Genomic DNA, 22,201 nt, shown 5'->3' with positions numbered 1-22,201 from the left:
CGATCACCGATGCATAATTTTAGACAGTTACGAATCTGGATAGATTCGGTGGAATTGACAAGGGATATTTATTTGCTGACACAAAAATTCGCAAGTGATCATCGGTTTGGAATATCGAGCCAATTGTACAGAGCAGCTGTATCAATTCCTTCAAATATAGCGGAAGGATCTGCGAGAAAATCAGAAAAAGACTTTTGCCATTTTTTATCTATGAGCCTTGGTTCTGCTTTTGAATTAGAAACACAGCTCATTATTGCTGACCAATGCAATTTGACTACTAATGTCGATTTTCAAGACCTCCTTAACAGAGTTCAATCCTTGCAAAAACAAATCAAAGCCTTTTCAAATACAATTGGACAATAATTTGACCCTCATATTCTTTACCAATCCTAAAACAGATCACTCAGCAATATCTTATCAGAAAAGTCCTAAATGCATAAATCCTTTATCTTTGCTCCAAAAATCTTTACTCCATTCCAATGAAATATCTAATAGTAGGTTTAGGAAATATAGGTCCCGAGTATGCGGACACCCGGCATAATATAGGTTTTATGGTGCTTGATGAACTGGCTAAACAGGAAGGGGCTAAATTTTATAATATGCGCCTTGCTTATTATACCGAGGTTTCTTTTAAAGGCCGTACTTTGTGCCTCATTAAACCCACTACCTTTATGAACCTGAGTGGTAAAGCCTTGAATCATTGGATGAAAGATCTGAAGATCCCGCTGGAAAATGTTTTGGTGATAGTGGATGATATTGCTTTACCATTAGGTACCCTGCGTTTAAAACCCAAAGGGAGCGCCGCCGGGCATAATGGATTAAAACATATTGAAGCCACTCTTGGGCACAATAATTATGCGCGCTTACGTTTTGGCGTCAGCGATAATTTCCCCAAAGGCCGCCAGGTTGATTATGTATTAAATAGCTTTGATGATGATGAAAAGCCAGAATTGCCTGCTTTGATAGATCGCTCTATCGAAATGATCAAGAGCTTCTCCACTATAGGTACCGAACTCACCATGACCAGGTATAATAAATAATTATTTAACAGGAATTTAATAAACTAAGTATTTAGTTAAAAAGTGTTAAATATTTTCCGGCTCTTGCAACACTTAGGTAACTTTAGGTGTCTTATCATCTAAATACCTTATGAAACAACTTTTACTTATCATATTTTGCTGTTATTTCTCAACACAGGTAGTAGCGCAAACTCAAACCCCATCCAATATTACGGTTAAGGGCCTGATTATTGATTCTGTTGGTAATAAGCCTTTAGGATATGTTACCGTTATGTTGCAGGATGCCGGTACCAAGGCATCGGTAAAAAGTACACTCACCAAAAATGACGGCAGCTTTGAGCTGAAAGCGCCGGATGGCAAAACCTACCAGTTGGCTGTTGCATCTATGGGCCTTGCTTCCAAAACCTTGCCAGTAAAGCCTGCCGGGACCGTATTTGATGCGGGGAAAATTTACTTGTCGGCTTCCAGCAAGCAACTGAACGAGGTAAGCATTACCGCCGTAAGGCCGCTGATGAAACAGGAGGTTGATCGCCTGAGCTATGATGTGCAGGCCGACCCGGAGAGTAAAGCTATATCGGCTTTGGATATGATGCGCAAGGTTCCGTTGCTCTCTGTTGATGGTGATGATAAGATCAAACTAAAAGGAAGCGGGAATTATAAGATATTGATTAACGGTAAGGAATCAGCTTTGATGGCCAAAAATCCATCGGATGTACTAAAATCGATGCCGGCCACCAATATCGAAAAGATAGAGGTGATCACTACGCCGCCGGCCAAGTATGATGCCGAAGGTTTATCCGGTATCATCAATATCATCACCAAAAAAAATGCCGACCAGGGTTATAATGGCAGCATCAACTCGCGCTATAACAGTGTCTGGGGACCGGGTTTCAATCTTAACGGAACGGTAAAGCAAGGTAAATTTGGCTTAGCAGGCTATGCAGGTTTTGGCCATCAAAACTTAAATAATAATATCTTTACCAATACGCAGAATCAGTTTGCGCAAAATACCACCATATTGCAAAACGGTACAGGCACCTTTGGCGGTAATTACCGTTACGGCGATTTTGAGTTAAGTTACGAGATAGATTCCCTTAACCTGCTTACAGGTTCGGTCGAACTTTTCCAGGGAGAGTTTGTGCAGGACAATGACCTGAGATCGGCCCAAACTAATGGCAATGCAGTTTTAACGCAGGGCTACCACCAGTTAACCGATGGTTATAACCATGACAGGGGATTTGATGCCGCCCTTAATTACCAGTTAGGTTTCAAAGGACATAAGGATGAACTGCTTACGCTTTCCTATAAATATAGTTATTCGCCAAGCACCCAGTTTGCCGATAACCTTTTTACAGATAGGGTTAATTATGGTCAGCAAATACAGCCCGATTTCAGGCAATATAACAAAGCCGGTAATAAAGAGCATACCCTTCAGTTGGATTATGCCTATCCGCTAAAAACTATCAGCATTGAAACGGGAGCGAAAGCTATCCTGCGTAAAAATTTCAGCGATTACAGACGCGAAGACCGCGACTCATTAAGCAATGATTACTTAGTTAATACCAACCAGACCAACGTTTTTGACTATCAGCAAAATGTTTATAGCGTATATAATTCGTACCAGTTAAAATTTAGCAAATGGACAGGTAAAGGTGGTTTGCGATTGGAACACACCCAGGTGAGTGCCGATTTTTCGGGAATACCGCTTGATAAAGGGTACAATAACCTTATTCCTTCCATATCTGTACAACGAAGCTTAAAAAGCAGCAGTATAAGTTTAGGTTTTACCCAGCGCATTCAGCGCCCCGGGATATACCAGTTAAACCCTTTTATTGACAGATCGAACCCTAAATTTATAAATACCGGTAATCCCGACCTGAGCCCCGAGCTTAATAATACATTTGAGCTTACATATAGTAATTTTTCAAAGGGTTCAATTAATGCGAGCCTTAGTTACGCGTTTTCAAACAATGCCATACAAAATGTTACCAGCATAAGGGTTGATAGCACATTAAATGGTAAAACTGACACGGTTACTACTACTACCTATCAAAACTTAGGCAGCAACCGCAGCCTGGGCTTAAATATCAACACAAATTATTCTATCACAAAAAGGTTCACCGTCAATTTAAATGCCCGGATAACGCATGTTTGGTTAAAGGGAACTTATAACGGGCAGTTTTACAAAAATGACGGGTATACGGGTAATGCGTTTGCCAACCTTGCTTATAAGTTTGATAGCGGCTTTCGCTTTGGCATTGATGCCGGGTATTTTAGCGGCGATGTTAACCTGCAGGGTAAAAACGGACATGGCATCTTTTCATCGTATGTAGTAGGCAAGGAGTTTCTTAAAAAAACGCTCACTATATCATTGGTATCAAACAATCCCTACAGTAAGTATCGCACCTATAAAACATACACCAATACGCCCGATTTTTCGCAATCATCGGTTTATCAAAACCCTTACCGCAATTTTGCTATCAGGGTTAACTACAAATTTGGTAAACTTAGCAGCGATATTAAAAAGAACCAGCGCGGCATAAATAACGATGATACCAAAGGCGGGGGTAAAAGTAGTGGGACAAATCAGTAGATTTGCGGCATGAAAGTTTACGGAATTACCAATTGCAACACAGTAAAAAAAGCGCTCGACTGGCTCAAAACCAATAAAGTTGATTACGATTTCCAGGATTTTAAAAAACTGGGTGTAAGCACCGAAAAACTGCAGGAATGGGATAGCAAAGCCGGTTACGAAAAATTCATGAACAAACAGGGCCTCACCTGGAAACAACTTGACCCCGAGGTAAAAGAAAGCGTTAAAACCAATACCGATGCTTTAAAATTATTGCAACAAAAAACCAGCATGATCAAAAGACCGGTTATTGAAGATGGCGGTTTCCTGTTTTTTGGCTTTGATGAAAAGGTTTATGAGGAGCACTTTTTAACCCGATAGTATTTAGGAACCGAGGAGATGTAGGATTATAGTTGAGATGAACTTTTTTCAGCGCTTATAGCGCGGATATTTTTCTCATTTTTTGTATATTTGTATAGCAGGGGCAGGATATTTATCTTTTGGATAAAAATCCTGCCCGTTTTACAATAAAAAAGGCCAGAACCCGGCGAGTGTTGAATTAAGTTGTTGATTATTAGATATCTAATTGTTTTTTAACAGATATTAAAAGGTATCCAAAGGTTCACAAAAGGTGTGTGAAAGGTGTTGCTAAAGGTAGCCCAAAGGGTAACCAAAGGTGCGTCATTGGTATGGTTTTCAAAATCACTTCAAATTTCCTGTTTTTTGGCCACCCGATCAGGATGACGACTTGCAATTCTAATTAAATCTACCTGATTAATAGATTATTATAAAGCAAATCGATAATTCAATAAATCAGTAATTCAGTCCTTAATAATAGCGTAACAATCATTTTACCGGGAATATAAAAACAGTTTTTTTAGTATACTTGCTTTGTATACTCAAAAAAATTGACTGAAATGAATTTAAAACTGATGGCCGGTTTAAGCCTGGCCTGTGTGCTTGCATTTACGGCAGGTAACGCGCAGCAAACCGCAACTCCACCACCCTCAACCCCTCCGGCTTCTGATTACAATTATCACGAAACTTTCGGCCCCCCATTCTACACTAAAAATGGTACAGAGTTTCGCGCGGCCGATGGTCAGCCGGGCCCTAAATACTGGCAGAATCGTGCTGATTACACGTTGGCCGCTACATTGAACGATCAAAGCAATGAAATTACAGGTTCGGAAGTTTTAACATATACCAATAACAGTCCGCAAAACCTTGGCTTTTTGTGGATGCAGCTTGATCAAAACCTGTTTAAGTTAGATTCCCGTGGTACTGCAATCGTTCCGCCTGCAGGCAGCCGTAACTGGGGGCGTGGTGAGGCTTTTGAGGCCGGTTATAAAATTAAATCGGTAAAATATGTTGGCCTCAAAGGCGCATTGGTTGATGCTAAATTCGTCATCAGCGATACCCGGATGCAGGTTTTTTTGCCGAAACAGGTAACAGCCAATGGCGGTGTTGCTAAGCTAAAAATTGAGTATTCGTTTGTATCCCCCAATTACGGATCAGACCGTATGGGTTACCTTGATGATAAGATCTCGAAAAATGGTAAAATCTACACCGTGGCCCAGTGGTACCCCCGTATGTGTGTGTATGATGAAGTATTGGGATGGAACACCCAGCCATATACCGGTCCGGGTGAGTTTTACCTGGAGTATGGTGACTTTGACCTGAGCATCACTGCTCCTGCAAAACACATTGTAGTGGCATCTGGCGAGTTGCTGAATCCAACCGAGGTATATACCCCCGAACAGCAAAAACGTTGGGCACAAGCTGCGCAGAGTGAAAAAACCGTAGTTATTCGTTCGGCTGCCGAGGTTACTGAAGCTTCATCGCGCCCGGCCGGTAAAGCTACCCTTACCTGGCACTTTAAAATAAAAAATGCGAGGGACGCCTCCTGGGCCTCATCTGCAGCGTTTATTGTTGATGCGGCCAAGATGGATTTGCCAAGTGGAAAAAAATCAATAGCAATATCAGCCTACCCGGTTGAAAGTGATGGTATTGATGCATGGGCCCGTTCAACGGAGTATGTTAAAAAATCAATTGAATACAATTCATCAAAATGGTTTGAGTTTCCTTATCCTGCTGCTACAGCCGTTGCCGGTATTGTAGGAGGTATGGAATATCCCGGTATTGTTTTCTGCGGATACAGGGCAAAAAAAGGCAGCCTTTGGGGAGTTAACGACCATGAGTTTGGCCATACCTGGTTCCCGATGATCGTAGGATCAAATGAACGCTTATATGGCTGGATGGACGAAGGGTTCAATACTTTTATCAATACGCTTTCTACCGCTGATTTTAATAAGGGGGAATATGCAAGGAAACCGGGCGATATGCATAAAATCGGTGATTTTTTTACCAAACCCGAGCTTGAGCCAATGATGAGCCAGCCGGCTAATCTTAAAGAAAAAAATACCGGTACGTTGCTGTATGCAAAACCAAGCGCAGGCCTTGTTTTGCTGCGCGAACAGATCCTGGGCCCTGAACGTTTCGATTTTGCTTTTAAAACGTATATCAACCGATGGGCATTTAAACACCCCACACCAGATGATTTTTTCCGTACTATGGAAAATGCATCAGGCGAAAGTTTACAATGGTTTTGGAGGGGGTGGTTCCTAAACGACTGGCGTTTAGATGTTGCCGTTAGCGATGTTAAATACATTGATAGCGACGCTTCAAAAGGCGCTTTGATTACGATTGATAATCTTGGTAAAATGGCTATGCCGGTTATATTGGAAATAAAAACCAAAAGCGGTAAAACCGACAGGATGAAACTACCTGTTGAAGTTTGGGAACGTAATGCTTCCTGGACATTTAAATATCCATCGACAGAAGAAATTGAATCGGTTACTTATGATCCGGATAAAGTATTGCCGGATTATAACCCCGACAATAACGTTTGGACAAAGAAATAATAAAATATAAAAACCCGGTTAACGCCCAGTCATGGTCGGAAGAAATTCCGGCCATTTTTTATGTTTTAAAAAACAGACCTGGATCCCCGCCACATTGCAGAACGATCAGGGCAATTGTAAGATCCCTCACTTCCATAGCAAAGCGTCTTTTGGCAGTTTTGTAACCGATGTTGTTTGCCTTTTTGTAGATAAGTAACATCATCGCAACAATAAGCGTCATATATAATATCACTTGCATCCCGTTCTTGTTTAAGGAAACGAGGTGACTTACATTAAGTTCCTGCTTTAAAAACCGGAAGAAGACCTCAATGTCCCAACGCCTTCGATAGGCCTGTGCGATTTCCTTGGCAGAGCGTTTAAAATCATTGGTCAAAAACCAATATTGTTTGCCTTCTTCTGTTTTACTTTCCACAACAACAAGACGAAAAGCGCCGTCTATTAATTCGTGTCTAATATGTTGTTTGCCACGCTTGTTATTAACCGTAGTACCCGCATATAATTGAACTTTACAATCCCTCAGCAGATTGGATTCTCCTAAATCAACATCCTGGTTTTGAATTACAAATGATTCTAATTCGACAAACTTCCTATTCTCTTTGGCCCTGCAAATGAAGGTCACAGCATCGGCACTAAACGCTTTCATCGTTCGGGTTGACTGCAGGCCCCTGTCCAGCACATAAATATTGCGGTGGCCCATTTCCTTTTTCACATGTTCCATTACCGCTTTTGGCAATGCTATATCTTCACTGGAATAGCTTGATTCTGTAAATACGTTGGAATGGCAGGGCAGAATGCCATCAAAGGCAATGCTATATTTGACCGCCTTCTTGCCGCTTTTATTATCTATCCCTTCCATCAGCTTACCAACGCTCTCACTGACCATTGAACTATCTACCCTGATCAGATTATATTTCTTCCTTTCTGTAAAAGTGTATGATCCTGCAAACTGTTCATAGATGCATTCATAGATCTGCTTAAAATAGTCCGGATCAACTTTGGAAAGTCTTTCCGAAATGGAGCTTCTGCGTATCGTTTCATCTTCATCAAGATTAAACAAGATCTTGAATACTGAATCATTGAAGGTGTCTTCCAGGGTACGCTGACTGAGTTTCTCATTGTCCAAAATGCCATAGAGTAGTAAATAAAACAGCTTATTGCCGTGCAGCACCTTCGCGTAATGATCGATCTTGGTAGTGAGAGACAAATTTGCTATGAGTGCCTCGGGAACGAACCCTAACAGCTGTTTTACGCTGATGTTGTGGTCTTTAAATATGGCCATATCTTATTGATTATCAGCCAATAAGATACAAAATTAACATGATAAAAACAATTAAATAATTGGTAATCAGATAGTTAATTTCAAAATGCAAAACCTATAAAAACAAAAAAGTCGGAAGAATAATCTTCCGACCATGACTGCCCTTAAGGGGCATTTTAATTTTCATGAACGAATGGCTTCAAAAGTCACTGGCTTGCAGCGTTTTTAGGTGCGCGCCCGATCGCTACCGCAGGCCTCCTGGCCTGTGGCCCTCATGCTAAGTATTGAATTTGCAAATCCCGGATGTTAGTTTCATCCCGGATTTGTATTTTTAACGTATGAGCCGCAATTATAAATTCAGAAATCCGGAAGGATTATATTTTGTAAGTTTTGCAACCGTTTTTTGGATAGAGGTTTCTGCATGGAGGCTATTTTAATCGCGTAACATAATGCTGTCCTAAAGGCATGGAGCGTACTTAGCATGCGGGTCACAAGGCTGGAGCCTTGCGACAGCGGGGGTGGACAAATTGTCAAATCAGGCAAAAGGAGCATTAGGTGAAATGGTTACTAAGATTAAATATGCTGCAAAGGGCTATTTAAGCGACGGTGAAGCCGTGGTTGGTACGGGAAGTAAAACCCCAACTGGACGAATACAGGCAGCAAATTACGATCATAATATGGAAAACGTTTTTACGGGAAACAAACTAACAGTAGAAAGTAAATTTAATACTGCAGGCCTGACTAAGAATCAACGTTTAGCTAAACCACTTGTAACAACCCCTGGTGGATTGATCATTAACCGAACAACCAGCCAGCAGTTGGGTAAAGCAACACAAACTGTCGTGACAGGAGCAACTACTACCACCGCTAATCAGATAAAAAGTAATTAATATGGGCTTGTTTTATAAATTGCCGGCTAAAAAGTTTCTGGAAGTAAGAAGTGAAATATTTGTAAAAAATGGGATTCCGCCCCTTACAAAGAACGGGTTTGAGAAATCTCCTTATAAAGGCATTCGGTTTGGAAAGCTTAACGCGGGAATTTATGCATACGATCTATGTAGGTTAAGTTCAGGCTCACATCTGGAGACCATTACCACTTATATTTCAAAGAGAGACAGTTGGATAAAGATTTATCTAAATATTTTTGAGTTAAAACCAAATTTAGAATCTTTAGACCAACTAAAGGATTGTGAAGCAATTCAATTTCACGTGCCACCTAATACAATTACCCAAATGCGCCTTCGTATCGATGATTTCAGGGGTATGCCTCTTTTTCGTACAGTAGAGCATAAGATAAAGTCTTTTTATACAGAAAGCGGCTTTCATAAAAGAGCAAGTGAACTGAGCAAACTAATTGAAGATGATATGAACAATATCGATTTCTTTGTAAAAAGATGGTATGAGCTAAACGGACATGCAATGATAACTGACTGGGAAGGCAAAAAGATAGATAAAAACGAACAATGAGTTTTCAGAAATCAAGATTTGTATGATCTGCAATATGCAGCAAACAAGCCTATCAGCTTTAATTACAGTTTATTGATTTTCTTAATATTTGCATTTTTTTAACATGGTATTGGCAATAATATTTTTTGTGCTGCTTTTGTTTGTCGCATTGATATACGAAATATCAAAAAAACGGAAAAACGTTCGCATGGAAACAGAGTTTTTGAAAATTGCAGAAATGATTTTTCCGGATTATAAAAATGATTTTTCTGATTTTTATAATTTATATCTAAGCAATAGAAAAAAGTTTTTAACTCAAAAAATCTTTTTATCAAAAGACATTGAAAATTTCGATTTAAAGCATCTTAAGCCAATTGAAGTGCTATACATATTTGCGGACTCTAAAAATCTTGTTCACTTGATAGACTGGAGAGGTGAAGAAAATGAAAGGGAAATTGAAGCATTTATTGATAGGCTGATAAAACAAAAACATCCATGGACGCATACTTCAAAATTGAGAAATGGCTTAAATGAAGAGAAACAAAGAGATGGTAAATTCATTATTGATTTATTCCGGTCACTTGACAAAGACTTACAGGCAATTGGCAAGAGCGTGTTTTTTTTTGAACTTAACTGGGACGCTTATGTCTACACAGTTATTGCTTCAAAAACTCTTGATGAAATAGAAAAGAAGTCGTTAAATGACTTTCATGGAGTTGATAAATTGAGAAAGTAAAAAAATTATTCTATAATTCCGCTGTTGGAGGAAGAGCAAGTAGGGTTGCAGCTGCAAGCGCTGCGGCTAAAAAGGCAGTAAATTATGGTGCTTCGAGACCAGCGATAGCGTTCATCCAGACTGGGAAAGGCCGGGCAAGGAAAAGCGGGACGGTGTACAAGTACGAGTACGACCCTTCCGCTGGTGCACGCGTGTCGCGTGTACCCCGTTGATATATGACCGCTATGCAAAGCTTCCGCTGGTGCACGCGTGTCGCGTGTACCGTTGATATATGACCGCTATGCAAAGCCCGGATGTGCTACTAACATCCGGGCTTTGCTTTAGATTCTTTATCCGGCAGCATAGCTAATTTAAAGGAATCGATGTAGCTTTATGCGCAAACTAATGTTGATGAACAGAAAATATTACATTGACTTTTTGTAAGGGACAAACATTTGGTAAACGATCCGGACACACGCGACACGCGTGCGCCAGCGATGGTGGGGAGTGGGATAGTAAGCGTGGCGAGATCGAAGTTTATAATAAGAAAGGGAAGCACCAAGGGGCAAGAGACCCTAAAACGGGAAAAGAGAGAGAAGGCAGCCAGGAACCCGACCGTCGACCAACTTATAATAGGTTTGATTCGGAAGAACCAGATAATCCAACAATTAGAACACTGACGCCTGCACCTAAAGTAGCTCCATCAACAAAAGCAGTAGCAGGCGCGGGGATTATTATGACAATAATAACTGTTATGAAGTATATAGAATATGTTTTGTAATGGTCTACTAATTAATTTGTTAAACATGAAAGAAAAAAAATATTATTACAAGGTCTACTTAGAAGTGGCCTTAAAAACATCGGAGCATGTCTTTGGATTTATTAATATATCGCACATTCCCTACAGTAAGTTTAAAGAACTATTTGAAGATCAAGTTAGAGATGAAAGGTTTTTGTTTGACGACTCAATGAGTTATTTTATAAAAAAAGACCTATATGATAAGCATAAGACATTTTTAGATGATGAAATTCCCTTCTCTTTTGACTTTAATTTGTTTGAGTACAGTGTTAGCTTTTCAGGTGATGTAATGGAGAAATATACGAAGGATTATTACGAAGAATTACCTCCGTTACTAATATGACAATATATTGCCCCGTGCTGGTGCGCGCGCCTCAGCTACCGCAAGGGCTTTTTCAACCTCTGCTGGTGCACGCGTGTCGCGTGTACCCCGCTGATAAGTGAACACTATGCAAATCCCGGATGTTAATTCATCCGGGATTTTTTGTACCCAAATGTCGCGTAAAGGATAGAAACGGGTACCGGCCTGTGGCTAATGCCTCGTGCAGTATGAGTGGATAGCCTGACCGCCGCTTCTACCAGCGGGGGTACGCCCCTGAGAATCGCATAAAGGCAATCTGTCTCCGATACCGGTCCAAATACTTTACTGTTGAATTTTGAATTCCCGGTCGGCCTGATAACACCGATCAGCGGCTGAATAAGAATGTTTAGAAGTTCATTTTTTCCTTTCCTGCACTCCCAACCCAGGCATAACACCTACGCTCCAAATTCAATCACTACATCATCGCTCACCGGGTGGCCGGTACAGGTGAGGATCCAGCCCTCGGCCATATCTGCCTCGGTAAGCACGTCGTTTTTAATCATTTCTACCTTGCCCCCACTGCATTTGGCGGTGCAGGTGGAGCATACCCCGTTGCGGCAACTGTAGGGCAAGGGTACGTTGTTTTGCAGGGCGGCCTGCAGGATAGATTGGTTTTCGCCTACCACAAGGTTGTGCAGTTCGCTCTTGAATTTAATCCTGATATTACGTGGCGGGAAGTTAATGGCGGTACCGGTTACGGCCACTGTTTCTAAAACAAAATTTTCGCGGCGAATTTGCCTGGGCTCGATACCCATATACACCAGCGCGAAACGGATCATGCGCATGTAGGGGAATGGCCCGCAGAGGTAAAATGCGGCTTTATATAAACCAGCAGGCGTTAGCTGGCGGGCAAGTTCTTCAACCTTATCAGCATTCAAACGATTGGCCTCGCTACTCAAAAACGTAATGATCCGGAATCTTTCGGGATGCTGTACCGCCAGTTGGCTTAACTCTTCTTTAAATAAAATGGAGCCGGCGTCCTGGTTACTGTAAATAAGTGTAAGCTTGCTTTTACCGGGGCGGTTCAATACATATTTTACCTGCGAAAATATGGGCGTAATGCCACTGCCACCGGCAAACAGTAAAATATCTTTCTCCTGCTCATAGCCATTTATTATGAACCGGCCAGCCGGGGCTAAGGCATTTAATACATCGCCCACCTTCATTTTGGCAAGCATAAAGCGGGAGATCTCGCCGTTGGTGATCCGTTTTATGGTGATGGACAGCCTTGGCTCATCAGGCGATGAGCTTAGGGAATATGACCGGCGGATCTCTTCGCTCCGGTGGTTAAATATCAAAGTAAGAAACTGCCCGGCTTTGTAGGCAACAGCCTCACCCGATATATTGCACAGGTAAAACGTAGCCGTATCCGGTGTTTCCCATTTTATTTGTTCAACCTTTAATTTTAAGATATCCTCGGTCATGGTCTACAAAAAAGCGGCAGAATGATTTAAATTCTGCCGCTTCAAATTTATAAGCTTAATTTAAATTAAGCGATTGCTTTGGCGTAAAGTTCGGCAACGTGCGCCCAGTTGATCACACTCCAGATGCCTGCTAAATAATCAGGACGACGGTTTTGATATTTCAGGTAATAAGCATGCTCCCAAACATCAATGCCCAATATAGGGGTTCCTTTTACTTCGGCAATATCCATCAATGGATTGTCCTGGTTAGGGGTAGATGATACAACCAGCTTTTTATCAGCAGTAACAATTAACCATGCCCAGCCCGAACCGAAACGGGTTGCACCGGCTTCGTTAACTTTGGTTTTAAGATCGGCAATTGAACCAAAAGTGCTGGTAATAGCAGCAGCCAAAGCACCTGTAGGATCGCCGCCACCGTTTGGAGAAAGCAAAGTCCAGAACATGGTATGATTAAAATGACCACCACCATTGTTGCGTACTGCTGGCGGAAATTTTGAGATGTTTTTGATGATATCCTCGATGCTGCTATCGGCTTCGGGTTTACCTTCAAGGGCCTTATTTAAATTAGTAACGTAAGCCTGGTGATGTTTGCCATGGTGAATTTCCATGGTAAGTTTATCAATGTGCGGTTCCAATGCATCGGTAGCGTAGGATAACGCCGGTAGTGTAAATGCCATAATTACAATTTTAAAGTTTAATGATTGTGATGAAACAAATATAAGAGTAGATTTTACTTTTTGTTCTAAATTATTGTCATGTTTCTTTAAGTCCATAGTCGATGGTCCATACTCAATCGTAACGACTGATAAGGTTATTTTGACCATTGACTACTGCCCACCCTACTTCCTTTTCGCCTTAAAAAAGTTCTTTACCAGTTCGGCGCACTCATTTTCACGGATGCCGCCGGTGATAACTGTTTTGGGATGGGTTATTTTTTGATTGAGCCTGCCGAAACCCAGCTTGGTATCATAAGCGCCAAAAACTATCCGGCTCACCTGGAACCAGTAGGATGCACCGGCGCACATTACACAGGGCTCCATGGTTACGTATAGTGTACAGCCCTGCAGGTACTTACCCCCCATGGAGTTGGCCGCAGCTGTAAGGGCCTGCATTTCTGCATGGGCAGATACATCAGTGAGGCGTTCAGTAAGGTTATGCCCACGGCCGATGATTTTGCCGCCATAAGTTACTATAGCACCAATGGGGATCTCATCCTCCTGAAGAGCGTAGCGGGCTTCTTTTAAAGCTTCGCCCATAAAAAAATCATCAGGAGAAATGGCTGGCTCCTCCTCAAAGTTTATATATCTCATTTAAATCAGTTTACTGCCATTTGGCACGGGTTTATCAACTGCAGCTAAAACTATGTCGCCATTGTCATCGGCAAAACCGGTAACCAGGAACTCGGACATGAAATTGCCGATCTGCTTTTTAGGAAAGTTGATTACTCCAACAATCTGCCTGCCTACTAATTCTTCTTTAGTATAATGCCTGGTGATCTGCGCGCTTGACCATTTGGTGCCAAACTCTCCAAAATCAACCCTTACCTTGTACGCGGGTTTACGTGCCTGGGGAAAATCGGCGGCTTCCAATATTGTGCCTATCCTCAACTCTACTTGCTCAAAATCATGCCAGGTGATGGTTTCCATAACGGCAAAGATACAATTGAAGAAGATTTAAATAGCTTCCTGATTATTGCAAATAAATCAATCATAAAATTGTTTTAGATGTTAGTAGGGTAAATAGTGATATTTGCCGTGTAAATTAAGTAAGAACCATGACCCGTCTATCTGTCAACATCAATAAAATAGCTACCCTGCGTAACTCGCGTGGCGGTAATAACCCCGACCTGGTACAGGTTGCCAAGGATTGTGAACGTTTTGGCGCACAAGGTATAACCGTGCACCCGCGGCCCGACGAAAGGCATATCCGCTACCAGGATGTTTTTGACCTGAAGAAAATAGTTACTACCGAATTTAACATTGAAGGCAATTGCCAGGAACAAAAATTTATAGACCTGGTGTTAGCCAACAAACCCGAGCAGGTAACTTTGGTGCCCGATGTGCTGGGCCAGATCACCTCAAACCATGGCTGGGATACCATTACCAATTATCATTACCTAAGGGATATGATAGCCGTTTTTAAAGAGGCCGGGATCCGCGTATCGATATTTGTTGACCCCATTGCCCAAATGGTTGAAGGTGCCGCCAAAACAGGGACAGATCGCATTGAACTATACACAGAAGCCTATGCCACGCATTATCACCAGGGTAAGGAGCTGGCAATAGCTCCGTATATTGAAGCCGCTAAAATAGCACATGATGCGGGGCTTGGCATTAATGCGGGCCACGATCTTGATTTACATAACCTGAAATACTTTGCAGAAAACATTCCTGCTTTAGACGAGGTGAGCATCGGCCACGCGCTCATCAGCGATGCCTTATATTACGGGCTGGAAAATACCATACAAATGTATTTAAGGCAGCTGGCGGTAAGTCGTTAGTCCGAAGTCTTAAGGCCGAAGTCTTTGCTTCCAACCTTTGCACCCAATACCACCTTACCTCAAAATAGTTAAGCTTCCCGATAACAGGTTGCAGTTTTTATTGAGGTTGATAATATAATAGTAAGTGGCAGCGGGCAAAGCTTTGCCTTTGTAAGTGCCGTTAAAAAGCGTTACATACCCCCTTGATTCAAATAGTTTTTGCCCGTTACGGTTAAATACCTGAACCAAAGCCTGTGGGTAATTTTCGATGCCGTTTATTTTCCAGTAATCGTTATGGCCATCGCCGTTGGGGCTGAAGGTGTTGGCGATGTTGACCGGGGATAAACCAACGCTTACCTTTACTTCAACACGTACTCCTTCGCAGGTACCGCTAACCCTGCTTACAAAAAAGCTGCGGTTTGATGTTACTGAAATTTTAAACCGCCCATTTGCCTGTTCATCTAACGGGGTGTTACTATCTGCCATGTCATATAAACGGTATGTAAAGCCTGGAGCCACATCATTTACAAAAAGGAAAGCATCACCGGGCGTACACACCTGGATGTCTGATAAGGATGGCGGCCCAACATCGGTCGGGATAAGCGCGATATTAAAATTGATTTCTACATCACCGCAACGGGCATCAAGCACACTTAACTTGTAATTGCCTGCTGTAAGGTTTTCTATGCTATTGGTATTACCAATTGGCTGGCCTGCATCATTTACCCATTTATAAGTATAAGGGGGTAAACCACCTGTTATGATTACATTTTTTACAGAACCCGTTTTTAAGCCGCACCGGTCATCTGTTTTCTGCCCGTAATCAACTATCTTAAATTGGGGCAATTCTGTTACCTGGTAGGTATTGTAATAACTCTCGCAGCCGTTTTGGTCGGTTAAATAAAGTTTATAGCTGCCGGGAGGTAGATTTATGGCATCGGTGTTTGCGCCGGCATTTTCCTGCTTATCATTTTCCCATCTATACGATTTTACAAGGGCGTCGGCAGTTAACGATAATGATCCGTTGGTATTGGCATAACAAGCCCGCGTATTTTTTATAGTATAAGTTGATGGATAAACCGTGCCGAGAGCCTCCAAAACATGGTAAACCTGCGATTGCTTCTGACAATAATCATTTAAAACGGTGAGCTGATAAGCCCCGGCAGGTACGTTTTTTAAATCAAGGCTGCTGCCCGCTAAATTACCATTAGCATCGCGCCATTCATATTTAGTTCCACCTGTTGCCGTAACGCCGGTTACCGAGCCGTTAGCTTTGCCGCAACTTGCAGGAGTTGTGGGGATAGGTGATTCTACAAGGGTTATGCCGTTAACTTCCAATATCTCAATCTCTTTGCTGTAAATGGGGCCGCATTGTGTATCATCGGTTACCTGTAAAGTGTAACTACCTGCCGGTTGGTTAGTAAGGTCCTGGGTATAGGCTACCTCTTGCTGTAGGTTGTTTTTCCAGATATAGTGCCGGGTACCGGCACCGTTTGAAACAATTATATTTTTGACACCGCCGATCGTTTGTCCGCAGTTGGTATGGGTGATGTCGGGTTTTGAGTCGTCGATATTGAGGCCGGGTGAGTTTTTAATTATAACCGGACCATATGTTTTTTCGCAGCCTCTTTGTCCAAAATAATGCAGCGTATAGCTACCGGGGTTCAAATCTTTCACATCCAACTGGTCGCTCACCAGGTTTCCGTGTTCATCTACCCACTTGAATTTGAAAACGGAAATGCTATATAGGTTGCTTATTGAACCAAGATTACCACATGCGGGCTGTATTACTTTTTTTTGACTGTCGTCAATAAAAGGGGTATGGTCCTCAAGCAAAAAGTAATATGAATATTGGATGCATCCAAATTGCTCAGCCTTAAGCCTGTATTTACCGGCAGGAACGTTTGTTAAATCTATATTGTTTCCAAAAACTTTGCCCTCTTCATTTTGCCATTCAAGTTTTTTTGTATTTACAGTTGATAGTGCGTTTAATATGGAGCCCCCCATATCGCACTCCGGGTGAATTACTGTTAAAGAAGTTTCATTAAAAATACGCGTATCAGTAAATTCCGAAGAATTACCGGTAAGCATAGCCCCTGCCATAACTCCATACCCTGCTAGTAAAGCATCATTATAGATATAGTTTCCACTAGCGTCGGCATAAGTGGTGGTTAAATATGTTTTTGGTTGACATTGTGTACATTCTTTATCTGTATAAAATAGTTCAACCCGCGCATGCGGTGTTGTTTTACCGGTCACCGATGTTAATGTAAGCTTATCAACTGTAACACTTATTGGTTTTTGCCCAGGCGGTGTGTGCGTTGAATACGGCATGCCCGTGTTGCAATAAAGAGAATTATGTGATAACTCTACAAAGTTTGACACTCCCACATTTAATGAGGCATCAAGCGCATTAATTGCAGCATTGCCATTATCCACCGCTTTTTGATTTTGCAAACAGTTTGTTATTACATTGCCTTTGTTATTATCGCTGCCTCCAATTAATGTTTTCCCGGCCGTATAGTAAAGCGTAATTGCCGCACCATCTACAGGGATCTTGTTTTTTTTATCGGTAGATGTTCCAAAAAAATTACTTTGTATTAAGCAGTTTAAATTCGTAAATCCTGTTATAAGCAATGAATAGCCAAAAACGTTATTCGAAACCTCGATTGTTGTGTTTTTATGATAAGTTAATAAGGGTTGAACCCCGATACTCAGAGCCTGGTCATTCCAGCTAAAATCAATATTGGGGTCAGTATTTCTTTGCTGTAATGTATTAGCCGAGAAAATATTATTCTTTATTTTAATCTTCACATCTTCTTTAAGATCCTCGTTTGCACGAGCCGGCACAATAGAAACAAGATCGAATATCGTATTACCCTCATTATTATTGTCTCCACCAATTGTCACATTATAAGTAAACGGTAAAAATATCCGGGATTGGTTATAAGCTCCTATTTTAACACCATCTTCCCCAATACCAACTAAATTATTCTTTAGTTCAATTGATTGGACTTCGCATGCCGGCAGTCCCATTGAATTACTGTCTTCTATGCCCTCAATAGCCGATTGAACATTATATATTACATTTCCTTTGCCCGGGGCTCCGATAACGATATGGTCAACTTTCCCTTGAATGGAAAGCACAATCCCCCCAAATGCGCCAAAAGCAGGATTGTCGGCAACGTAAAGATTTTTGACTATCAATCCATACATTTCAAAATCAGCAACGCTGCCTAAAATAAAGCAATAAACTAACAGCGCCTTTTCTCCTTCTCCTTTAATGATAATTTGAGCGCCATTTACAGATAGTGGCGCGCCCGGCTGGGTCGATCCGTCGATAACCAGATCAGAGGTAATTTGGGGCAGATCTATTTTGATAGCTATCGTCCTCCCAGCCTCACTCAAATCCGGCAAATTAAAATTAATATAATCCTTCTCTGCACTGCCATTGGCGGCCGCTTTTGTTAAAGCTTCGCGCAAAGTGCCTAGGCCGCTATCTGCGTTGCTGGTTACCACAAACACCGCGGCAATAGAAGTATCCGAAAGTAATACAAGTAATAAAAGAATTAAAAATAACCTGTAACCCATCGCTAAAGATCAATCAACATTACCTGATAATGGTTAAGCTGCCCGAAAGCAGGCTGCATGGTGTGTTTAAATTTATTATATAATAATAAACTCCCTCGGCCACCGGCTTTCCGTTAAAACTTCCGGTGAATGGGGTTGAATAATCTTTAGATTCAAATACTTTTTGCCCATAACGGCTAAACACCTGCACTAATGAACCGGGGAATTTTTCGAGGCCTTCAATTTTCCAGTAATCATTTGTGCCGTCTCCATTGGGTGTAAATGTGTTGGGTCTTTTAACATCTACATGCACCACCTCTATATGCGTTTGGGTTCGGTTACTTTCACATGTGCCAATACTGTATGAAATATAAAAATCGCTGGTTTCTGCAACCGGCAGACTGAATTTTCCCGTAAGGTTGGTGTATAGTGGTTGTAGCGATGTTGCATCGGCATACAATTTATAAGTGCCGTTAACCGGATTTAGTACATTGATAGCAACCGTTTCCGGATCGCAGATCCTTTGATTGTTAATTATGGGCTGATCGGGCGCAAATTCGTTATTATCAACATTCCGTTGAATTGGAAGCGGAATGGCGCAGGAGGTATTATCGGTAACCACCAGCGAATAATTACCCTTGCCAACATTTTTCAGGTCTTTATCAAACCCGGCATTGGCATTATTATCCCTATTTGTCCAGGCGTATTTATACGGTGGCACGCCTCCGGTTACTTCAATACCGGTAATGCTGCCCAATAGCTGATTGCACTGATCTGCGGTTACAGAGGGATTGTTTGTAGCTGCAAATTGCAGCAATGGGGTTGCTTTTATCTCATAATTAGAGATCAATACAGATGGGCAGCCATTTATATCGGTTACATTTAATGTATAAAGCCCTGCCGCCAAATTGTTAATACTGGGGGTATAACCGGCTAACGACCCATCGGATTTTAACCATTGGTAAGAACTGGGTTTTATTGTGCCATCAAATGTAAGGTCAATGGCTCCGTTATCAAGGCCGCAGGTAATTGGGGTAGCCACGAGGGATTTTATAGTATACACCTGTGGAATTAACCGGTTAACAGCAAAATATTTGTCGTTACTGCATTGGGTAACCGTATTTAAAGCGTTGAGGCGGTAATTGCCATCGGTAAGGTTATAGATATTTAAATTGGTCTGATCGGTGGGAATAGGATTTCCCTGCGGATCGTACCATTGAAACTGGTTTGCATTTTGAACATACACCCCTGTTATCGATCCATCATTATTACCACATTTAGCCGGTGTTAAGTAGCCATCGCCAATATTTACCGAATTAGTTTCCGGAATGTATAATGCTGGTGTTGAATATGGGCTGCATTCGCTTTGATCATATAACGTTAGCGTGTAATAACCTCCTTTAACACCTTTCAGATCTTTCGAAGCACTAACTGCTTTCCCGTTTTCATCTGTCCATTTGTAAGTTAAAGTACCAATGCCCACATATGTTGTAATGTTGCTTATGCCGCCGTCGGCTACGCCACACCGGGCGGGTTTAGTAATTATGGTCGAAAGATCATAATCGGGTCCGGGCTTTGCCTTAATAGTTATAGCCGGGGCTGAGGTAACCGCACAGCCGGCCTCGTCATAAATGGTTACTGTATAAGTGCCTTCGGGCAAATACGCAGCTTTGTCGGTCGACTTGATCTGGCCGTTTTTATCCTTCCATGCAAAAGTTACATTGCCGGTACCGCCCGTAAAATTCACATCAAACGGAAACGATTTTTGGCGGCACTCGGGCGTAGGTTTAACAACGTTCTGTATTTTAATCCTCAGATCTTTTATCTCAAAGAGTTGGGTTATTTTTTGGCATCCGCCGGGATATTGAACAGTTAACTGGTAGGTACCCGGGAGCAGATTATTAATATTCTGATTGTCACCTATTGGTGTTAATTTTCCATTTGTTTCTTTTTTATCCCAGTGAAATAAAAGCCCGGTGCGATTTTGCTGAATGGTTACGCTGCCCTGGTATGCGCAGGTATAATTTTTAACAACGGCATCATTATCCTGTATCACCAACGATGAAAAGGGCGATGTGTTATTACTGGCATCGGTGGCGGTAGCTATAACCGCCTTGCTAAGATTTCCCGAATAGCTCCATACGCCGCCTCCGTTTGACTGTACAGTGGCTATATAGGTTTTTCCCTGGCATATATTGCCACAATCATCAGACAAAAACAGCTCGATGCTGCAATTGGGCGTGGCTACACCAGAAGCTGCCGTTCCGCTAAAATTAAGTACCTGTACAAATGGCACCTGGTAATAATTACTTAAAGCACTTATACCATAATCGCTATTGCAAAAAATGCTGTTGCGCGTAATGAGCGTATGCGAACTGTTTAAAGCCTCGATACCATAATTGTTAAAGCCTATATAATTTTTATCGGCAGCGGCTGTACCACCAATGGTTCCGGATGAACTTGTACCCGCGTGGATACCCTCGCCATTTCCCAGGTCTTTTGTTCCGGTAATATCGGTGCCAATTTTATTTGCTGTTATTTTAAAGGAGGAGTTCTCAATAAAAATACCGCAATAACGCTGCCCCGATATAAGATTAGATACGATGTTTACCGTTGTATTTGAAGCGTTAACATTAATGCCATAGGCCTTAATAAAGGCGCTTTGTTGCAGGAGGGGGATATTTTTAAAATCAACTTTGCCTGTATAATCGGTACCAATTTTATTATTTTGTATGCTTAATGAGTTTGGCAAACCAAAATTATTGTTACGGGTAATATTAATACCTGTTACATTTGCGGCTATAACATTGCCCATATTGGCATCTGTCCCGCCTATAAGTCCGTCTTTATCCAGGCTAATATTAATACCTGTATAATTGCTGGCAGCAGTAAAACCATCATCAAGCAGCCCGATAATATTACTTTGTATCTGGATATCTGAAATACCTGCAGAATAGTAATATGAGATATTATAGATACCGTTAATATTGCCGYAAAAAACATTTCCTTTGCCCGGTGCGCCTATAGTGATCCCGCTTGCATCGCCCTGGATCATTAACCCCGATCCCTGGTTAATATCTACATTTGCTAAGCTGGTAATTTTAGCAAAATTGCGAATGTACAACCCATATATGGCTATTTGTTTTGCAGGCGTACCCCCGGTGTTAACCTCACCATTTATATTTAAAGCATTAAAATAAACAGGAGAAGTTTCCGGCTCAATAATCACCCTGGCATCTGATACACCAAATACTATGCCCGGTTGCGTAGTACCATCAATAGTTACCTTGGAAGTTATAAAGGGCAACTGGCTTTTTAACCTGATGATACGATCGGACACTAAGCTACCCGGTAAATTGAACTGAATGACATCGGCGGTTGTAGTGCCATTCCCGGCTGCTATAGTGAGTGCCTCACGAAGGGTGCCAGGTCCGGTATCGGCATTACTGGATACAATAATGACAGCAGAAAAGGAAATACTGCTAAATAAAAACAAGAAGACAACCGAAAGTAAAAAATTCTTAACAAACATGATAAAGTTTAGCCTGTTAAAGATATAAATTTTCTGTGTAAATGCTTTGTCAACTTGATATTACGCAATTGTTACTCATATTGTAAAATTGTACCTTTGCGGTAA

The 22,201-nt window shown here is 41.6% G+C and carries 18 protein-coding genes; 11 read left to right on the top strand and 7 right to left on the bottom strand.

Annotated elements, in window-relative coordinates:
• The 5 genes from AC1DO4_RS04115 to AC1DO4_RS04095 all read left to right on the top strand — a co-directional run.
• Positions 1 to 363, top strand: a 363-nt coding sequence (locus tag AC1DO4_RS04115) for a four helix bundle protein (protein ID WP_477413245.1), incomplete at its 5' end; no start/stop codon positions are given.
• A gap of 116 nt (positions 364 to 479) precedes the next feature.
• Complete coding sequence (gene pth / locus AC1DO4_RS04110; RefSeq protein WP_477401129.1) at positions 480 to 1,040, top strand: aminoacyl-tRNA hydrolase; 561 nt, start codon at positions 480 to 482, stop codon at positions 1,038 to 1,040.
• Positions 1,041 to 1,149: 109 nt separating this feature from the next.
• Positions 1,150 to 3,612 carry a TonB-dependent receptor gene (locus AC1DO4_RS04105; protein ID WP_477413243.1) on the top strand — a complete coding sequence of 821 codons (2,463 nt, stop codon included), beginning with the start codon at positions 1,150 to 1,152 and terminating at the stop codon, positions 3,610 to 3,612.
• A 9-nt stretch (positions 3,613 to 3,621) separates the two neighbouring features.
• Entirely contained in the window at positions 3,622 to 3,972 is a 351-nt protein-coding gene (locus AC1DO4_RS04100; RefSeq protein WP_477413241.1) for a Spx/MgsR family RNA polymerase-binding regulatory protein, read from the top strand.
• Positions 3,973 to 4,508: 536 nt separating this feature from the next.
• Complete coding sequence (locus tag AC1DO4_RS04095) at positions 4,509 to 6,512, top strand: M1 family metallopeptidase (protein ID WP_477413239.1); 2,004 nt, start codon at positions 4,509 to 4,511, stop codon at positions 6,510 to 6,512.
• Positions 6,513 to 6,570: 58 nt separating this feature from the next.
• Here AC1DO4_RS04095 and AC1DO4_RS04090 read toward each other — a convergent pair whose 3' ends face one another.
• A complete protein-coding gene (locus AC1DO4_RS04090) occupies positions 6,571 to 7,791 on the bottom strand; it encodes an IS4 family transposase (RefSeq protein ID WP_477413237.1) in 1,221 nt (406 codons plus the stop codon).
• A 506-nt stretch (positions 7,792 to 8,297) separates the two neighbouring features.
• On the opposite strand from AC1DO4_RS04090, the gene AC1DO4_RS04085 reads away from it, so the two are divergent.
• From AC1DO4_RS04085 to AC1DO4_RS04065, 5 genes are all read left to right on the top strand, one after another.
• Positions 8,298 to 8,660 (top strand): hypothetical protein, encoded by a 363-nt coding sequence (locus AC1DO4_RS04085; RefSeq protein WP_477413235.1) that lies wholly within the window; start codon positions 8,298 to 8,300, stop codon positions 8,658 to 8,660.
• A gap of 1 nt (position 8,661) precedes the next feature.
• Complete coding sequence (locus AC1DO4_RS04080; RefSeq protein WP_477413233.1) at positions 8,662 to 9,237, top strand: hypothetical protein; 576 nt, start codon at positions 8,662 to 8,664, stop codon at positions 9,235 to 9,237.
• Positions 9,238 to 9,424: 187 nt separating this feature from the next.
• A complete protein-coding gene (locus tag AC1DO4_RS04075; protein ID WP_477413231.1) occupies positions 9,425 to 9,952 on the top strand; it encodes a DUF6630 family protein in 528 nt (175 codons plus the stop codon).
• A gap of 409 nt (positions 9,953 to 10,361) precedes the next feature.
• Positions 10,362 to 10,712, top strand: coding sequence for a colicin E3/pyocin S6 family cytotoxin (locus AC1DO4_RS04070; protein ID WP_477413229.1), 351 nt, complete (start codon positions 10,362 to 10,364; stop codon positions 10,710 to 10,712).
• Between the two features lie 25 nt (positions 10,713 to 10,737).
• A complete protein-coding gene (locus AC1DO4_RS04065; RefSeq protein ID WP_477413227.1) occupies positions 10,738 to 11,073 on the top strand; it encodes a hypothetical protein in 336 nt (111 codons plus the stop codon).
• 413 nt (positions 11,074 to 11,486) lie between these two features.
• On the opposite strand, the gene AC1DO4_RS04060 is transcribed toward AC1DO4_RS04065, so the two are convergent.
• The 4 genes from AC1DO4_RS04060 to AC1DO4_RS04045 all read right to left on the bottom strand — a co-directional run bounded on the left by AC1DO4_RS04060 (position 11,487) and on the right by AC1DO4_RS04045 (position 14,161).
• On the bottom strand, positions 11,487 to 12,515 hold the full coding sequence (locus AC1DO4_RS04060) for a 2Fe-2S iron-sulfur cluster-binding protein (protein ID WP_477413225.1): 1,029 nt from the start codon (positions 12,513 to 12,515) through the stop codon (positions 11,487 to 11,489).
• Positions 12,516 to 12,580: 65 nt separating this feature from the next.
• Positions 12,581 to 13,192, bottom strand: coding sequence for a superoxide dismutase (locus AC1DO4_RS04055; RefSeq protein ID WP_477413223.1), 612 nt, complete (start codon positions 13,190 to 13,192; stop codon positions 12,581 to 12,583).
• Between the two features lie 162 nt (positions 13,193 to 13,354).
• Positions 13,355 to 13,825, bottom strand: coding sequence for a nucleoside deaminase (locus tag AC1DO4_RS04050; protein ID WP_477413221.1), 471 nt, complete (start codon positions 13,823 to 13,825; stop codon positions 13,355 to 13,357).
• Positions 13,826 to 14,161, bottom strand: coding sequence for a tRNA-binding protein (locus tag AC1DO4_RS04045; protein WP_477413219.1), 336 nt, complete (start codon positions 14,159 to 14,161; stop codon positions 13,826 to 13,828). It lies immediately after the preceding gene.
• 128 nt (positions 14,162 to 14,289) lie between these two features.
• Here AC1DO4_RS04045 and AC1DO4_RS04040 point away from each other — a divergent pair, with 128 nt between their 5' ends.
• Positions 14,290 to 15,015 carry a pyridoxine 5'-phosphate synthase gene (locus tag AC1DO4_RS04040; RefSeq protein WP_477413217.1) on the top strand — a complete coding sequence of 242 codons (726 nt, stop codon included), beginning with the start codon at positions 14,290 to 14,292 and terminating at the stop codon, positions 15,013 to 15,015.
• Between the two features lie 54 nt (positions 15,016 to 15,069).
• Here AC1DO4_RS04040 and AC1DO4_RS04035 read toward each other — a convergent pair whose 3' ends face one another.
• Positions 15,070 to 18,585 carry a T9SS type B sorting domain-containing protein gene (locus AC1DO4_RS04035; RefSeq protein ID WP_477413215.1) on the bottom strand — a complete coding sequence of 1,172 codons (3,516 nt, stop codon included), beginning with the start codon at positions 18,583 to 18,585 and terminating at the stop codon, positions 15,070 to 15,072.
• Between the two features lie 19 nt (positions 18,586 to 18,604).
• Entirely contained in the window at positions 18,605 to 22,096 is a 3,492-nt protein-coding gene (locus tag AC1DO4_RS04030) for a T9SS type B sorting domain-containing protein (protein WP_477413213.1), read from the bottom strand.
• Positions 22,097 to 22,201 lie beyond the last annotated feature (105 nt).

The sequence above is a fragment of the Mucilaginibacter sp. P5_A6 genome (genome assembly GCF_056400585.1).
Note: the sequence above shows the minus strand (reverse complement) of the source record. Positions and strands in the feature narration are given on the sequence as shown.

Excerpts from the sequence above, each read along its gene's own strand:
- AC1DO4_RS04075 (WP_477413231.1), top strand. The coding sequence starts at position 9,425 with ATGGAAACAGAGTTTTTGAAAATTGCAGAAATGATTTTTCCGGATTAT.
- AC1DO4_RS04065 (WP_477413227.1), top strand. The coding sequence starts at position 10,738 with ATGAAAGAAAAAAAATATTATTACAAGGTCTACTTAGAAGTGGCCTTA.
- AC1DO4_RS04060 (WP_477413225.1), bottom strand. The coding sequence starts at position 12,515 with ATGACCGAGGATATCTTAAAATTAAAGGTTGAACAAATAAAATGGGAA.
- AC1DO4_RS04045 (WP_477413219.1), bottom strand. The coding sequence starts at position 14,161 with ATGGAAACCATCACCTGGCATGATTTTGAGCAAGTAGAGTTGAGGATA.
- AC1DO4_RS04040 (WP_477413217.1), top strand. The coding sequence starts at position 14,290 with ATGACCCGTCTATCTGTCAACATCAATAAAATAGCTACCCTGCGTAAC.
- AC1DO4_RS04080 (WP_477413233.1), top strand. The coding sequence starts at position 8,662 with ATGGGCTTGTTTTATAAATTGCCGGCTAAAAAGTTTCTGGAAGTAAGA.
- AC1DO4_RS04055 (WP_477413223.1), bottom strand. The coding sequence starts at position 13,192 with ATGGCATTTACACTACCGGCGTTATCCTACGCTACCGATGCATTGGAA.
- AC1DO4_RS04100 (WP_477413241.1), top strand. The coding sequence starts at position 3,622 with ATGAAAGTTTACGGAATTACCAATTGCAACACAGTAAAAAAAGCGCTC.
- AC1DO4_RS04090 (WP_477413237.1), bottom strand. The coding sequence starts at position 7,791 with ATGGCCATATTTAAAGACCACAACATCAGCGTAAAACAGCTGTTAGGG.
- pth (WP_477401129.1), top strand. The coding sequence starts at position 480 with ATGAAATATCTAATAGTAGGTTTAGGAAATATAGGTCCCGAGTATGCG.
- AC1DO4_RS04095 (WP_477413239.1), top strand. The coding sequence starts at position 4,509 with ATGAATTTAAAACTGATGGCCGGTTTAAGCCTGGCCTGTGTGCTTGCA.
- AC1DO4_RS04050 (WP_477413221.1), bottom strand. The coding sequence starts at position 13,825 with ATGAGATATATAAACTTTGAGGAGGAGCCAGCCATTTCTCCTGATGAT.
- AC1DO4_RS04035 (WP_477413215.1), bottom strand. The coding sequence starts at position 18,585 with ATGGGTTACAGGTTATTTTTAATTCTTTTATTACTTGTATTACTTTCG.
- AC1DO4_RS04105 (WP_477413243.1), top strand. The coding sequence starts at position 1,150 with ATGAAACAACTTTTACTTATCATATTTTGCTGTTATTTCTCAACACAG.